At 61.5% G+C, this 14,519-nt stretch carries 15 protein-coding genes; 7 read left to right on the forward strand and 8 right to left on the reverse strand.

Features of this window, described 5'->3' with window-relative positions; all coding sequences use genetic code 11:
- Nucleotides 1-40: 40 nt before the first annotated feature.
- Nucleotides 41-637: an outer membrane beta-barrel protein gene (locus ACLV74_RS15640; RefSeq protein ID WP_411880320.1), complete on the reverse strand. Its 597-nt coding sequence runs from the start codon at nucleotides 635-637 to the stop codon at nucleotides 41-43.
- A gap of 114 nt (nucleotides 638-751) precedes the next feature.
- The gene (locus tag ACLV74_RS15645) at nucleotides 752-1,975 is read right to left on the reverse strand and encodes a GNAT family N-acetyltransferase (protein WP_411880321.1); all 1,224 of its coding nucleotides are present in this window, start codon (nucleotides 1,973-1,975) and stop codon (nucleotides 752-754) included.
- A gap of 25 nt (nucleotides 1,976-2,000) precedes the next feature.
- Here ACLV74_RS15645 and ACLV74_RS15650 point away from each other — a divergent pair, with 25 nt between their 5' ends.
- The gene (locus ACLV74_RS15650; RefSeq protein ID WP_411880322.1) at nucleotides 2,001-3,689 is read left to right on the forward strand and encodes an NAD+ synthase; all 1,689 of its coding nucleotides are present in this window, start codon (nucleotides 2,001-2,003) and stop codon (nucleotides 3,687-3,689) included.
- A 167-nt stretch (nucleotides 3,690-3,856) separates the two neighbouring features.
- Nucleotides 3,857-4,195 carry a P-II family nitrogen regulator gene (locus ACLV74_RS15655; RefSeq protein WP_096665314.1) on the forward strand — a complete coding sequence of 113 codons (339 nt, stop codon included), beginning with the start codon at nucleotides 3,857-3,859 and terminating at the stop codon, nucleotides 4,193-4,195.
- A 15-nt stretch (nucleotides 4,196-4,210) separates the two neighbouring features.
- Here ACLV74_RS15655 and ACLV74_RS15660 read toward each other — a convergent pair whose 3' ends face one another.
- The 6 genes from ACLV74_RS15660 to ACLV74_RS15685 all read right to left on the reverse strand — a co-directional run bounded on the left by ACLV74_RS15660 (nucleotide 4,211) and on the right by ACLV74_RS15685 (nucleotide 7,695).
- Nucleotides 4,211-4,831, reverse strand: a complete 621-nt coding sequence (locus ACLV74_RS15660) for a TIGR00730 family Rossman fold protein (protein WP_411880323.1) — start codon at nucleotides 4,829-4,831, stop codon at nucleotides 4,211-4,213.
- Nucleotides 4,828-5,259, reverse strand: coding sequence for a diacylglycerol kinase (locus ACLV74_RS15665; RefSeq protein ID WP_411880324.1), 432 nt, complete (start codon nucleotides 5,257-5,259; stop codon nucleotides 4,828-4,830). The genes ACLV74_RS15660 and ACLV74_RS15665 overlap by 4 nt, the downstream gene beginning before the upstream one ends.
- A gap of 36 nt (nucleotides 5,260-5,295) precedes the next feature.
- On the reverse strand, nucleotides 5,296-5,853 hold the full coding sequence (locus ACLV74_RS15670; protein WP_411880325.1) for an RDD family protein: 558 nt from the start codon (nucleotides 5,851-5,853) through the stop codon (nucleotides 5,296-5,298).
- An 89-nt stretch (nucleotides 5,854-5,942) separates the two neighbouring features.
- Nucleotides 5,943-6,599, reverse strand: a complete 657-nt coding sequence (locus tag ACLV74_RS15675) for a DUF3106 domain-containing protein (RefSeq protein ID WP_411880326.1) — start codon at nucleotides 6,597-6,599, stop codon at nucleotides 5,943-5,945.
- Between the two features lie 86 nt (nucleotides 6,600-6,685).
- Entirely contained in the window at nucleotides 6,686-7,132 is a 447-nt protein-coding gene (locus ACLV74_RS15680; protein ID WP_411880327.1) for a DUF3619 family protein, read from the reverse strand.
- Entirely contained in the window at nucleotides 7,129-7,695 is a 567-nt protein-coding gene (locus ACLV74_RS15685) for an RNA polymerase sigma factor (RefSeq protein ID WP_411880381.1), read from the reverse strand. Before ACLV74_RS15685 ends, ACLV74_RS15680 begins: the two co-directional genes overlap by 4 nt.
- Nucleotides 7,696-8,015: 320 nt before the next feature.
- Between ACLV74_RS15685 and ACLV74_RS15690 the strand changes: the two genes are divergently transcribed.
- The 5 genes from ACLV74_RS15690 to leuA all read left to right on the forward strand — a co-directional run bounded on the left by ACLV74_RS15690 (nucleotide 8,016) and on the right by leuA (nucleotide 14,483).
- A complete protein-coding gene (locus ACLV74_RS15690) occupies nucleotides 8,016-9,794 on the forward strand; it encodes an acetolactate synthase 3 catalytic subunit (protein ID WP_411880328.1) in 1,779 nt (592 codons plus the stop codon).
- Nucleotides 9,795-9,905: 111 nt separating this feature from the next.
- On the forward strand, nucleotides 9,906-10,397 hold the full coding sequence (gene ilvN, locus ACLV74_RS15695) for an acetolactate synthase small subunit (protein WP_007869681.1): 492 nt from the start codon (nucleotides 9,906-9,908) through the stop codon (nucleotides 10,395-10,397).
- A 128-nt stretch (nucleotides 10,398-10,525) separates the two neighbouring features.
- Nucleotides 10,526-11,542, forward strand: a complete 1,017-nt coding sequence (gene ilvC, locus ACLV74_RS15700) for a ketol-acid reductoisomerase (RefSeq protein WP_411880329.1) — start codon at nucleotides 10,526-10,528, stop codon at nucleotides 11,540-11,542.
- A gap of 257 nt (nucleotides 11,543-11,799) precedes the next feature.
- Nucleotides 11,800-12,612, forward strand: coding sequence for a CDP-diacylglycerol--serine O-phosphatidyltransferase (gene pssA, locus ACLV74_RS15705; RefSeq protein ID WP_411880330.1), 813 nt, complete (start codon nucleotides 11,800-11,802; stop codon nucleotides 12,610-12,612).
- A gap of 176 nt (nucleotides 12,613-12,788) precedes the next feature.
- Nucleotides 12,789-14,483 carry a 2-isopropylmalate synthase gene (gene leuA / locus ACLV74_RS15710; protein ID WP_411880382.1) on the forward strand — a complete coding sequence of 565 codons (1,695 nt, stop codon included), beginning with the start codon at nucleotides 12,789-12,791 and terminating at the stop codon, nucleotides 14,481-14,483.
- The last annotated feature ends 36 nt before the right edge of the window (nucleotides 14,484-14,519 follow it).

Below are 14,519 nucleotides of genomic sequence, written 5' to 3' on the forward strand. Positions count from 1 at the left end.
AAGCCGGGACTGGCCCGGCTTTTTCAGGATACGCAGCTTATCAGAATGCGTATTTCAAGCTGAGAGAGTACGCGTCTGTGCGAATTGAACCACCGAAACCCTGGTCTGTTTTACCAAAGTTCTCGTATTCCAGACGCACGGCGAGTGCCGGCGTGATGTTGTATGCGACACCAACGCCAGCCATGAGCGAGGTTTTGTTGCCGGAATTGGACTGGCCGAGAATGTTGATTTTTTCCCGGTTGTTGGAAACACCGACCTTGCCGAAGAGAGAAAAATCCCCACCCAGCGGAAGGGTGCCCGTGCCGGCAATGCTGTATTGCGACAGCTTGAGGGAGCCGGTCACAATCGGAGCGCCCGCAGCGGTGCGTGCGACTACGTCCCGGTTGCCCAGGTCCGAGTATTGGACCTCAACACCCCAGTTAGGGGTAATTTGGTAGCCGCCGTACAGCTTGTACATGCCCTTGGTGGAGTCTCCGCCCGTCAAGCGGGTGCCGGCTGGGACACCGGTACCGGTGATGGGGCCGTCTATACCCGTGGCTTTTGAAGAGCCGACGCCGACACCTGCATACCACTGGGCCGAAGCCGGCATTGCCACGAACGCTGCGGCAATTGCGCCGGCCAGGAAAACTTTTTTCATCGAGACTCTTTCAGAAAAGTGAAACATAAAGAAACCGCGGTCGAGAATACATGGGTATGTGATGCTTGGCACGTTGATTTCGCAGGAATTGATTCAGCGTGGTTATGCTGCAACTCATCTATTTGGAGGGGGCGCCTTGAACGGGTTGCGCCGCTCCAGCTCTTCCATATAACTTTCAATGCCGGCGCCTTCGCGTTCGAGGAAGCGCTCGACAGCATCGGCGAACGAGGGATGGGCCAGCCAGTGGGCGCTGGTGGTCTTGACGGGCAGCAGGGCGCGCGCCATTTTGTGCTCGCCCTGCGCGCCGCCTTCAAAGCGCTGGTAGCCGTGTTCAATGCACCACTGCAGCGGCTGGTAGTAACACGCCTCAAAGTGCAGGCAGTCGACGCGCGCGAGAGCGCCCCAGTAGCGGCCATAGGCAACCAGCGAAGGCATGGCCGCGCCTGCCGGGTCTTCCGCCGGCGTAGCGCTGACCGCGACCAGGCTGGCCGCGATGGGCTGGCGCTTTCCGCCGGCGTCGCCCTCGGCGATAAACAGCAGCCAGTTCTCCGGCATGGTGTCCTGCATGCGCTGGAAGAAGTCGCGGCTGAGGTAGGGTGCGTTGCCGTGTTCGTAGTAGGTGCGCTCGTAGCAGCGGTAGAAAAAATCCCAGTCGGCCTGGCTGATGTCCTTGCCCAGCGACCAGCGGAAGGTGATGCCGGCATCGTGTACCTTGCGGCGTTCCTGGCGGATTTTTTTGCGCTTTTCCTGGTTGAGTGAGGCGAGGAAATCGTCGAAGTCGCGGTAGTGATTGTTTTTCCAGTGGAACTGGACCGTGTGGCGCAGCATGAGGCCGGCTTCTTCGCAGGCTGCCACGTCTTCATCGGCGGTAAACAGGAGATGAAGGGACGACAGGTTTTCGTCCCTGCACCAGGCCATCAACGCCTGCACCAGCAACACCCGCTCAGCGGCGCTGCGCGCCAGCAGCCGGGCACCGGGTACCGGCGTGAAGGGCACGGCCGCCACCGCCTTGGGGTAGTAGTCCAGCCCGTGCTGCTGGTAGGCATTGGCCCAGGCCCAGTCGAATACATATTCCCCGTAGGAATGTGCCTTGAGGTAAAGCGGGCAGGCGCCGGCCAGCGCGTCGCCTCTCCAGAGCGTGACGAAGCACGGCGTCCAGCCGGTGTCGGGCATGGCGCTGCCGCTTTCGTGCAGCGCGGCCAGGTATTCATGGCGCATGAAGGGGTTGGCGGCCTCGCCGGGGTTTTGCGCCGCCAGCAGGGCGTTCCACTGCTCCGCATTGACCTTCAGCGGCGAATCCAGCACGCGGATGACATAATCGTTTGAGTCTTTTTTCACGTGTTTTTTCGGGTTTTACTTCTACATGCCACTCAAAATCTGCGTTGCCCAATTGAACTACTGCGTGGGCGACATGCCGGGCAATGCGCAAAAGATCATCGAGGCGGCCCGCACGGCCTACCAGGACGGCGTGCGGCTGGTGCTCACGCCCGAACTGGCGATTTGCGGCTATGCGGCCGAAGACCTGTTTCTGCGTCCCTCTTTCATCCAGGCCTGTGATGATGCCGTGAATCAGGTGGCCCGCGAGCTCGCCGGGTTAAAAGGCCTGACGGTGGTGGTGGGCACGCCCACCCACGGCGACAACGGCAAGGGCCTGCGCACCAAAAGCGTGGAGGTGCAGCAGCGGCACAACGCGGCCAGGGTGCTGCGCGAGGGACGTGTCATCGAGAGCTACGCCAAGCGCGAGCTGCCCAACTACCAGGTGTTCGACGAGCGCCGCTATTTCACGCCGGGGCAGGGAAGCTGCGTGTTCCAGGCCGGCGAGGGCGGCGATGCCGTCAGCATAGGCCTGCTGATCTGCGAAGACGCCTGGTTTGAGGAGCCCGCCCGCCTGGCCAAAGAGGCGGGCGCCGAGCTGCTGGTGGTCATCAATGCCTCGCCTTTCCATGTGGGCAAGGGCGGCGAGCGTGAGCAGATGATGCAAAACCGTTGCCTGGCCACCGGGCTGCCGCTGATTTACGCGCACCTGGTCGGCGGGCAGGACGAAATCGTGTTTGAAGGCCGCTCCTTTGCGCTACAGGCTGACGGCGCGCTGGCCGGGCGGGCCGAAAGCTTCAGGGAAAAGCTGTTTGCCATTGGTGCGGAGCGCGCGCAGGACACTGTCACCTTGACCGCGGAGACGGCGCCCGAGCGCAGCCACGAGGCCGATTTGTGGGACGCGCTGGTGCTGGGCGTGCGCGACTACCTCGGTAAAAACGGTTTTCCGGGCGCCATCCTGGGCCTGTCGGGCGGCATCGATTCGGCCTTGGTGCTGGCGATCGCGGTGGATGCGCTGGGCGCCGACAAGGTGCGCGCGGTGATGATGCCCTCGCCCTACACGGCCGATATCTCCTGGAAAGATGCGCGCGAGATGGCCGAACGTGTGAAGGTGCGTTACGACGAAATCTCCATCGTGCCCGAGTTCGAGGCTTTCAAGGCATCGCTGGCCGGCGAGTTCAAGGGCCTGAAGGAAGACACGACCGAAGAAAACATCCAGGCGCGCATACGCGGCGTGTTTTTGATGGCGTTGTCCAACAAGTTCGGCTCCATCGTGCTGACCACCGGCAACAAGAGTGAAATGGCCACCGGCTACTGCACGCTTTACGGCGACATGGCGGGCGGCTTCGCGGTGATCAAGGACGTGCTCAAGACCTCGGTGTTTCGCCTGGCGCGCTGGCGCAACGCCAACGACCCGTACGGCACCGGCAGCAACCCGATTCCGGAGCGCATCATCACGCGCCCGCCCAGCGCCGAGCTGCGGCCCGACCAGACCGACCAGGACAGCCTGCCGCCCTACGAGGTGCTGGATGCCATACTGTCGCGCTACATGGAAAACGACGAAAGCGCCGAAGGCATCATCGCCGCCGGCTTTGACCGCGCGGTGGTCGAGCGAGTGGCGCGCCTGATCCGCATCAACGAATACAAGCGGCGGCAGGCGCCGGTGGGCATCAGGGTCACCCACAGGAGCTTTGGCAAGGATTGGCGCTATCCTATTACCAGCAAATTCCGACAGTGATGGGCCCCCACGGTCGCTCGCTTCGCGTAGCTCCCTGCCCCCCGAGGGGGCCGCTGCGCCTGCTGCCCGGCAAAGCCGGTTCCGCGGCCAAGGCTGGTGAAGTCACTCGCGCGTCGTACGCCGCCAAATGCTTTTTTGACGATATTTAAAACGAATGGAGATATTCAGTGAAACAAATTACCGCCGTCCTCAAGCCTTTCAAACTCGAAGAAGTCCGCGAGGCCTTGGCCGAATGCGGTGTGACCGGCTTGACCGTCACTGAAGTCAAGGGTTTCGGCCGCCAGAAGGGCCACACGGAGCTGTATCGCGGCGCCGAGTATGTGGTCGACTTTCTGCCCAAGGTCAAGGTCGAAGTCGTGGTGAAAACCGAGGATGTGGATCGCTGTGTGGATGCCATCGTGCGCGCCGCGCGCACCGGCAAGATCGGCGACGGCAAGATTTTCATCACCAGCGTGGAGCGCGTGGTGCGTATCCGCACCGGGGAAGAGGACGAAGCGGCAGTCTGAGCGCCGCTAAACCGCTTAGATCTGGTCGAGGCGGGTGGCGGCGGGCGTCATGCCGGCCGCCTGCACCAGGGCTTCAAGCAGCGATTCCGCATCGGTGCCGGTGCGAATCAGGTCCATCAGCCAGTCGTTCATGAAGCCGGCCTTCACCGAGGCGTTGAGGAAGGCCAGCAGGCTGTCGTAATAGCCGCCCATGTTGAGCAGGCCAATGGGCTTGTCGTGGTAGCCGAGTTGGCGCCAGGTCCAGACTTCAAAAAATTCTTCCAGCGTGCCTATGCCGCCCGGCAGGGCCAGAAATGCATCTGCCTTCTCGGCCATGATGCGTTTGCGTTCGTGCATGTTCTCCACGATGTGCAGTTCGGTGCAGCCCGTGTGGGCCCATTCCTTTTCAACCAGCGCCTTGGGAATCACGCCCACAACCCGTGCCCCGGCTTCCAGCGCCGCGTCGGCCATGATGCCCATCAGGCCGTTGCGGCCGCCGCCGTAGACCAGTTGCCCGCCATGGGTGCCTATCCAGGTGCCGACGAGCGCGGCAATGGCGGCGAATTCAGGCTGGGTGCCGGTGCGCGAACCGCAATAAACACAAAGGGAGAAGGCGGGTTTGGAGGTGTCGGTCACTTCGGTACTGTCTTTGTTCATGCTGCGAATCGCTGAAAGAGCGCCATCGCCCAGGTGCCCGCGCACAGCAGCAGGCTGAGCAGGACGGCGGCGCTGCCCATGTCCTTGGCGCGTTTGGAAAGGTCGTGCCACTCGGGGCCTATGCGGTCTATGGCCGTTTCGATGCCGGTGTTGAGCAACTCGACGATCATGATGAGGATGACCGTGCCGGCCAGCAGCACGGTTTCCACCCAGTTGCGCCCCAGCCAGAAGGCGGCGGGCAGCAGCACGATGGAGGCGACGGCTTCCTGGCGAAACGCGGTCTCGTGCCAGCCGGCGCGCAGGCCGGCGATGGAGTAACCCGTGGCGTGCCAGACGCGGCTCAGGCCTTTGCGATTTTTTTGGGGGTTGACCGGCTCATCAGTGGGGGCTTGGGAGGCGGGAGCGGAAAGCGGAACTTGTTCGGGCATGGGGCGATTGTCGCGCAGCTTTATGGCATGTTGAAGTTAGGGCTGCCCGGTCGCGTCATCGACGGCTGCGGCCTTGGCCTTTTCTTTGCACCGGGGTTTTTCAGGCGCCACCCAGGTAATGAGCCGGGTGCCGGCCCAGGCGTCGTGCCAGAACTGCTTTTGGGGATGAAAGCGCGCGAGGATGGCCCAGATGGCGACCCATCCCAAGGTCAGCACGGCGCCTTCGCGGCCCGGCAACGCCATCAGCCAGCTGACGGCCAGCGGCGGCAGGAACCACAACCAGCTCAACACATAGCGCAGCAGGGCGCGTTTTTGGGTGATGGGGGCGCCGCGGACATCGACCACGCGGATGTTCCAGGTTTTCATGGCCAGTGTTTGCCCCTTGGCCCAGAACCAGACGAAGTAGATGCCGAAGATCACAAACACAAAGGCCTGCAGCGCGTGGCGGTTGTCCAGGGCATTGCGGGTCTGGCTCAGTGTGCTGAAGAGGTAGCCGGCCAGGAAAACCACGCCGAACATCAGCATGCCTTCATACATCCAGCAGGCCATGCGCCTGGGGATGGACGGTATTGAGGGGGTGTCGGTAGCTGTCAAAAAATGAGTCGCTTTTTATGCTCGCTGGCAGCAGGGCTGCGGCAGGAGCGGGCCAATAGAATCGGGCCGGCTTTCCCGCCGGCGGCGCGTCAACGCTGGGGCGTGGCGCCTGGACCGCCGGTGGCAGCACCACTGGCAGGCAGGGTGGCGGGCACGGCGGCTGGCGCCGGTTGTAAAACGCTGATTTTAGGCGCTGGTTTGCTGGCGGCTTTAGCCGGGTGCGGCGGAACCGCTGCCAGCTTCTGGGGCGCTACGGGCTTGACGGCGGTGGCCGCCCCGACGGGCTTGGGGCTGGCCTTGGCTGCCAGCTTCTGTTTTTCTTCGGGGCTGAGAGCCTGGTAGGTCTGCCATTTGGCCTTTTTCTCTTCAGGCGTCAACTGCTTGGAGAGTTCCTTGGTCCTGGCGAAGTTCAGCCGTGCCTGGGCACGCTGCTGGGGGCTCAGGGTGACCCATTCGTTCATGCGGCTGTGCAGATTGGCCTGCCCTTCGGGTGTGAGCGAGGGGTAATTCTTGGAGATTTCCAGCCACTTGCGTTTTTGCGGTTCGCTGATGGTGGTGTTCCAGCCCGAAGCCAGGGGCGCGAGCGCCTGTTGCTGCATCGGGGAGAGTTCAGCCCACAGTGGTTTGGATGCGGTGGTTTTTGCGGCTGCGGCAGATGGTTTGGAGGCCGTAGGAGCGCTGGCCGAGGCCGCAGGCTTGGCGGCCTGGGCAAAACTGAATGCCGGGAAAGCCAGCAAGGAGGCCATCAAAAGCCCGAATGACAGCCACTGCAGCTTCAACCGGGTTGAAGGCTCAAGAGGCGAAGGAAGGCGTCGGGCGTCTGCTTGGCGGGTCATTGGACCGTGGGGGCTTGGCGTGTCACTTTGAGGTACTGGACAAAGCCAGGGTCGGCGAAGGCTGCGGGCGGGAGTTCGTCAGTCAGCAATGCCACGTCGACTTCGGCCAGTTCCTGGGCGCGGTTGTCGTTCTGGATGGAATTGATGGCCAGCAGGCCCACCACCAGTGCCACCAGGGGTAGAACGGAGCCAATCCGGGACCACCAGCTCAGGCCGTCGTCGGAGCCCCAGGTGAGGGCGGCGCTGCTGCCGTTGCCCACAACGCTGGCGGCGGCCTGGGTTTTTGCCACTTTGCGGCTGGAGACGGCCTGGAAGCGCGCGGCGCGCAGGCGTTCGGAGATGTCATAGGGCAGGTCGGCCGCGCCTGCGGACAGGTAGGAGGCGGTTTTCAGGCCAAAGCGGTCCTGCAGGATATCGGCTCTTTTTTGTAGTGAATTAGTCATAGTTTTATACCTTTGGCACTCAGCGCTTTACTGAGGGCGTGAACTGCGCGTGAACAGTGGGTTTTGACACTACCCTCCGAGCAACCCATGGCGGCTGCTGTTTCAGCGACGTCCATTTCCTCCCAGTAACGCATCAGAAAGGCTTCCCGTTGACGGCCGGGCAATTCCTTTATCTGCAGTTCGATCTCATGCAATATCTGAGCCCGTTCCGTGGCATCCTGCGCGCTCTCCGTACCCTCTGAGTTGGTCAGGGTCTCTAAAGTTTCCAGAAGATCGAAATCCCCATCGTCCCCGGGCGATTCGAAGTCGCTCATGTTGGAGAAAAGCGCGTTGCGGGTCTTGCGGCGGCGAAACCAGTCCAGCGTGGTGTTGGCCAGAATGCGTTGAAACAGCATGGGCAACTCCGCGACGGGCTTGTCGCCGTAGTGCTGCGCCAGCTTCATCATGCTGTCCTGAACGATATCGAGGGCGGCTTCTTCGTCCCGCACGTGGTAAATGCTGCGCTTGAAAGCCCGTTTTTCAACGTTTTTCAGGAAATCCGAGAGTTCTTGTTCAGTTGCCAACGGTGTGGGGTCCGGTTCGTCCAGTGCTGTAGGGCGGCCCGCGGTCACCGCAGGGCTCATGCCGATCAGCATGTATCCCAAGGATACAGCTGGAAAATTATCGCATCACGGCGGCGTCGGCCAGCCCTTTTTCGGCGCCTGCGGCCACCGCGCAACGCGAAATGCCATAATATGCCCTGCAATTCAAAAGGCAAACGGGTCATGACTCGGCGGTTTATGTTTCCGCTTATGGTTCTGGCCTCAAGTCTCGACGCCGCTTCACAAGAGTGGGCGAAGAGGCACCCAAGGTATTTCGTTAGAGAAATTCACAAAGGTTCATCATGGAAATCTCCAAGGCGGAAATCGCTTCCGCGGCAGCAGCGTCTGCACACACCAATTCCCAGGAACTCCGCGGCGCGGAAATTCTCATCAAGGCGCTTCAGGCTGAAGGTGTCAAGCACGTCTGGGGCTATCCCGGCGGCGCGGTCCTTCACATCTATGACGCCTTCTACAAGCAGGATTCGATCCAGCACATCCTGGTGCGCCATGAGCAGGCGGCGGTGCACGCGGCGGACGGCTATGCCCGCGCCACCGGCGACGTGGGCGTGGCTCTGGTCACGTCCGGCCCGGGTGTCACCAACGCGGTGACCGGCATCGCGACCGCTTACATGGACAGCATCCCGATGGTGATCATCACGGGACAGGTCCCCACCCACGCCATCGGCCTGGATGCCTTCCAGGAATGCGACACGGTCGGCATCACCCGGCCCATCGTGAAGCACAACTTCCTGGTGAAGGACGCGCGGCACATGGCCGAGACGCTGAAAAAGGCCTTCCACATCGCCCGCAGCGGCAGGCCCGGCCCCGTGGTGGTCGACATCCCCAAGGACGTGTCTTTCAACAAGGTGCCCTATACCGGCTATCCGCAAACGGTTGAAATGCGCTCCTACAACCCGGTCCGCAAAGGCCACGGCGGGCAGATCCGCAAGGCCCTGCAATTGCTGCTGGCGGCCAAGCGGCCCTACATCTACACCGGCGGCGGCGTGCTGCTCAGCAATGCCTCGCAGGAGCTGCGCACGCTGGTCGACATGTTGGGCTACCCCTGCACCAACACGCTGATGGGCCTAGGCGCCTACCCGGCCAGCGACAAAAAATTCCTCGGCATGCTGGGCATGCACGGCACCATCGAAGCCAACAACGCGATGCAGAACTGCGACGTGCTGCTGGCCGTCGGCGCCCGGTTTGACGACCGCGTGATCGGCAACCCCAAGCATTTTGCGCAGAACGAACGCAAGATCATCCACATCGACATCGACCCTTCCAGCATCTCCAAGCGCGTGCGGGTCGACATTCCCATCGTGGGCGACGTGAAGGACGTGCTGACGGAACTGATCAGCATGATCAAGGAGTCGGGCCTCAAGCCCGACGCCAACGCACTGGGCGCATGGTGGGACACCATCGAAGGCTGGCGCAAGCGCGACTGCATGAAGTACAGCATGGGCAAGGGTGACGTCATCAAGCCCCAGCATGTGGTCGAAACGCTGTGGAAGCTGACCAAGGACGCCGACACTTACATCACGTCGGACGTTGGCCAGCACCAGATGTGGGCCGCGCAGTACTACAAGTTCGACGAGCCGCGCCGCTGGATCAATTCGGGCGGCCTGGGCACCATGGGCGTCGGCATTCCCTATGCCATGGGCATCAAGCTGGCCAAGCCCGAGTCGGAAGTCTTCTGCATCACGGGCGAAGGCTCGGTGCAGATGTGCATCCAGGAGCTCTCCACCTGCCTGCAATACAACACGCCGATCAAGATCGTGTCGCTGAACAACCGTTACCTCGGCATGGTGCGCCAGTGGCAGGAAGTCGAATATGCCGGCCGCTACAGCAGCAGCTACATGGACGCGCTGCCCAATTTCGTCAAGCTGGCAGAAGCCTACGGGCACGTCGGCATGCTGATTGAAAAGCCACAGGACGTGGAACCGGCGCTGCGCGAGGCGCGCAAACTCAAGGACCGCACGGTGTTCATGGACTTCCGCACGGACCCGACCGAAAACGTGTTCCCGATGGTGCAGGCCGGCAAGGGCATTACCGAAATGCTGCTGGGGTCGGAAGACCTCTGATCCCCGCGTCGCCACACACCCATTCATTCACCGTCACCTGACGAATCTATTGCCCGCCGAGCCTGCGCATTACCGTGCGCGGGGGAGGGCGGCGAAAAGAGGAATCTTCATATGAAACACATCATTGCAGTTTTGCTGGAAAACGAGCCGGGCGCTCTTTCCCGCGTGGTCGGCCTGTTTTCGGCGCGCGGCTACAACATCGAAAGCCTGACCGTTGCCCCCACCGAGGACCCAAGCCTGTCGCGCATGACGATACAGACCACCGGTTCCGACGACGTCATCGAGCAGATCACCAAGCACCTGAACCGCCTGATCGAAGTGGTCAAGGTGGTTGACCTGACCGAAGGCGCCTACACCGAGCGCGAGCTCATGATGGTCAAGGTGCGCGCGGTCGGCAAGGAGCGTGAAGAGATGAAGCGCATGGCTGATATATTCCGCGGGCGAATCATCGACGTGACCGAGAAAAGCTACACCATCGAGCTGACCGGCGACCAGTCCAAGAACGACGCTTTCCTGGAGGCGATTGACCGCAGCGCCATCCTGGAGACGGTGCGGACCGGCTCCAGCGGCATAGGCCGCGGCGAGCGTATCTTGCGGGTTTGATTTAAGTCTTCCGTGCGCGCGTTTCGACAGGCTCAACGCGAACGGATTTTCGAGTGGCGATATGCGGTTACCGTTCGCCCTGAGCCTGTCGAAGGGCATTTTCGCCAATACCTATTCCGGAGAGAAAAATGAAAGTTTTTTACGACAAAGATTGTGATTTGAGCCTGATCAAGGGCAAGACGGTTGCCATCATCGGCTACGGCAGCCAGGGCCATGCCCATGCACAAAACCTGAACGACAGCGGCGTCAAGGTAGTTGTCGGCCTGCGCAAGGGCGGCGCTTCCTGGCCCAAGGTCGAAAAGGCCGGCCTCAAGGTCGCTGAAGTCGCGGACGCGGTCAAGGCCGCCGACGTGGTCATGATTTTGCTGCCCGACGAGCAAATCGGCGCTGTCTACAAGAACGACGTGGCCCCCAACATCAAGCAGGGCGCTTCCCTGGTGTTCGCCCACGGCTTCAACGTGCACTACGGTGCCGTGATCCCGCGTGCCGATCTGGACGTCTGGATGGTCGCCCCCAAGGCCCCCGGCCACACGGTGCGCAACACCTACAGCCAGGGCGGCGGCGTGCCTCACCTGGTCGCCGTGCACCAGGACAAGTCCGGCAAGGCCCGCGACCTGGCCCTGAGCTATGCGATGGCCAATGGCGGCGGCAAAGCCGGCATTATTGAAACCAACTTCCGCGAAGAAACCGAAACCGACCTGTTCGGCGAGCAAGCCGTTCTGTGCGGTGGCACCGTCGAGCTGATCAAGGCCGGCTTCGAAACGCTGGTGGAAGCCGGTTACGCGCCTGAAATGGCCTATTTCGAATGCCTGCATGAGCTCAAGCTGATCGTCGACCTGATTTATGAAGGCGGCATCGCCAACATGAACTACTCGATCTCGAACAACGCCGAGTACGGCGAGTACGTGACCGGCCCGAACATCGTGACGTCGGCCACGAAGGACGCGATGCGCAAGTGCCTGAAAGACATCCAGACCGGTGAATACGCCAAAAGCTTCCTGCTGGAAAACCAGGCGGGCGCGCCAACCCTGCTGAGCCGCCGCCGTCTGAATTCCGAGCACCAGATCGAAATCGTCGGCGAAAAACTGCGGGCCATGATGCCCTGGATCGCGAAAAACAAGCTGGTCGACCAGACTCGCAACTGATTTCAGGGCCCGCTCAGGGCCTTGTCCTGCAAAAAGCCGCGCAAAGTTCCTGCGCGGCTTTTTTATTGATGGCGCCATGCTTAAAAGAGCGAAGGTAACGCAAAATTTATTGCGGCCTCGATCTTGGTATCCTTGGCGCCTGAGCCGGCAATTGCAAGCCCTTGGCGGGCATGCCCGGCTCCTCGATGGTGTCCTTGGATGCTATGAACTTAATTTAATAGCTGTGCGCGCACCAGTTGTGCTTCAGGAGTATTTTTATGCATGATGGCGAAGAGTCCACGGGCAACAACCCGCCGGTAGTGATGCGCAAGCGCCGTAAGGGCATCTACATACTGCCCAACCTGTTCACGCTGGCCGCCTTGTTTGGCGGCTTCTATGCCATCGTCATGGCCATGAACGGGCGATTCGACCAGGCGGCCATCGGCGTGTTCTGCGCCATGATTCTCGACAGCCTGGATGGCCGCGTCGCCCGCATGACCAATACACAAAGCGCGTTCGGCGAGCAGATGGATTCGCTGTCCGACATGGTGTCTTTCGGCGCTGCGCCGGCCCTGATTGCCTACGTCTGGGCGCTGACCAGCCTGGGACGCTGGGGCTGGATAGGCGCTTTTGTGTACTGCGCCTGCGCCGCGCTGCGCCTGGCCCGCTTCAACGTGAACACGGCGGTGGTCGACAAGCGCTTCTTCCAGGGCCTGCCGTCGCCGGCCGCAGCGGCATTGGTGGCGGGTTTTATCTGGCTGATGACCGACGCCGGCATCAGCGGAATGGAAGTTCGCTGGATCACCTTCGGCCTCACCCTGTACGCAGGCCTCACCATGGTCACCAATGTCCCGTTCTACAGCTTCAAGGACGTGCAGATGAAGCGCAGCGTGCCCTTCGCGGCCATCGTACTGATCGCGCTCGGGATTGCCGTCATCAACATCCATCCGCCGACCGTGATGTTCGGCCTGTTCGTGCTGTATGGCCTGTCAGGTTACGCCGTTTACGGCTGGCGCAAGGCCAAGGGCCAGCAGACCAGCGTGATCTCGACGTCCACCGACGAACCCGATGAACGCGGCCTTCACAAATAATTGTGGTACATTGACCTGATGAAACGAATTTCGCTAGCACTACTGCTATCTGCCAACGGGCGGAGACGGTAGCGCACGCGTACACCTGATTCAACGGCCCGTTTGCACCAGCAACGGGCCGTTTTTGTTTTTGGGTTGCTGGTTTTTTTGAAATCTTTGGGGTTGACCAAATGACCATGTTGAAAATACCTTCCAGCAAATACCAATCCTTCGCGCCGGTCCGGCTGGCCGACCGCACATGGCCCGACGCCGTGCTGACACACGCGCCCATCTGGTGCAGCGTGGACCTGAGGGACGGCAACCAGGCGCTGATCGAACCCATGGACATTCCCCGCAAGCTGAGGATGTTCCACACGCTGGTGAAGATCGGCTTCAAGGAAATTGAAGTGGGTTTTCCTTCGGCCTCCCAGGTCGAGTTCGACTTTCTCCGTCAGCTCATCGACGGCAACCTGATCCCCGACGACGTGACGATCCAGGTGCTGACCCAGGCGCGCGAACCGCTGATTCGCCGCACCTTCGAATCTCTCAAGGGCGCCCAAAAAGCCATCGTCCATCTCTACAACGCCACTGCTCCCGTCATGCGCCGCGTGGTGCTGGGCATGGATGAAGACGAAATCGTCAAGCTTGCGACCGACAATGCGCGCCTGTTCCAGCAACTGGCCGCCGGCCAGCCTGAAACGCAGTGGACCTTCCAGTACTCACCCGAGATGTGGTCGGGCACCGAACTGGCATTTTCCAAGCGTGTTGTCGATGCCGTGACCGAAGTGTGGCAGCCGACGCCCGAACGCAAATGCATCATCAACCTGCCGTCGACGGTAGAGCACTCCACGCCGAATATTTTTGCGGACATGATGGAGTGGATGCACCGCCATTTGGCCCGGCGCGACGCCATCGTGATTTCGGTTCATCCCCACAATGACCGCGGCACGGGCACCGCGGCCGGCGAACTGGCGTTGATGGCGGGCGCCGACCGGATTGAAGGTTGCCTCTTCGGCAACGGCGAGCGCACCGGCAACGTGGACCTGGTGAACATCGCGCTCAACCTCTATACGCAGGGCGTGTCGCCCGGGCTGGATTTCTCTGAAATCGATGAAATCCGCCGCACGGTGGAGCATTGCAACCAGCTGCCCGTGCATCCCCGCCATCCCTATGCGGGCGACCTCGTCTATACCTCGTTCTCGGGCTCGCACCAGGATGCCATCAAGAAGGCCTTTGCCGCGCGCAAAGAGGGCGACATTTGGGACATGCCCTATCTGCCGATAGATCCGAAAGACCTGGGCCGCAGCTACGAGGCCGTGATCCGCGTCAACAGCCAGTCGGGCAAGGGCGGCATCGCCTACCTGCTGGAGAACGAATTCGGGCTTGAACTCCCGCGTCGCCTGCAAATCGAGTTCAGCCAGGCAGTGCAGTCGGTGATGGACGCGACAGGAAAAGAACTGACCGGCAAGGACATCTTTGCGCTGTTTGAGAGGGAATACGGCGTGCAGACCATCGCAGCGCCGCAGCGGCTGGTCATCCAAGAGACCGGGAAAACCGGTGGCGAATCTTTCCATATCAAGGCTGAGGTTCAGCTTGGCGGCGACAGCCACGCCGTGGAAGGTACGGGCACCGGCCCCATCGACGCCTTTGTGGCGGGCCTGGCCGCCGCGACGGGCGACAATATTCGCGTGCTGGACTATCACGAGCATGCGATCGGCGCCGGGGCTGGCGCGCAGGCCGTGGCCTACCTGGAGCTGCGCATCAACGACCAGACGCTTTTCGGCGTCGGCATGGACGGCAACATCGTCTCGGCATCGCTCAAGGCCATTGTTTCGGGCCTGCAGCGCAGCAAGGCCGGCCAGCCCGCAGGCGTTGCTACCATTGGCCCTTGACAGGTTCAAGCCTCTTTAAAAAATACAGAGCGCCCC

The organism is Polaromonas sp. YR568 (assembly GCF_943369415.1).
GTDB lineage: Bacteria > Pseudomonadota > Gammaproteobacteria > Burkholderiales > Burkholderiaceae_C > Polaromonas.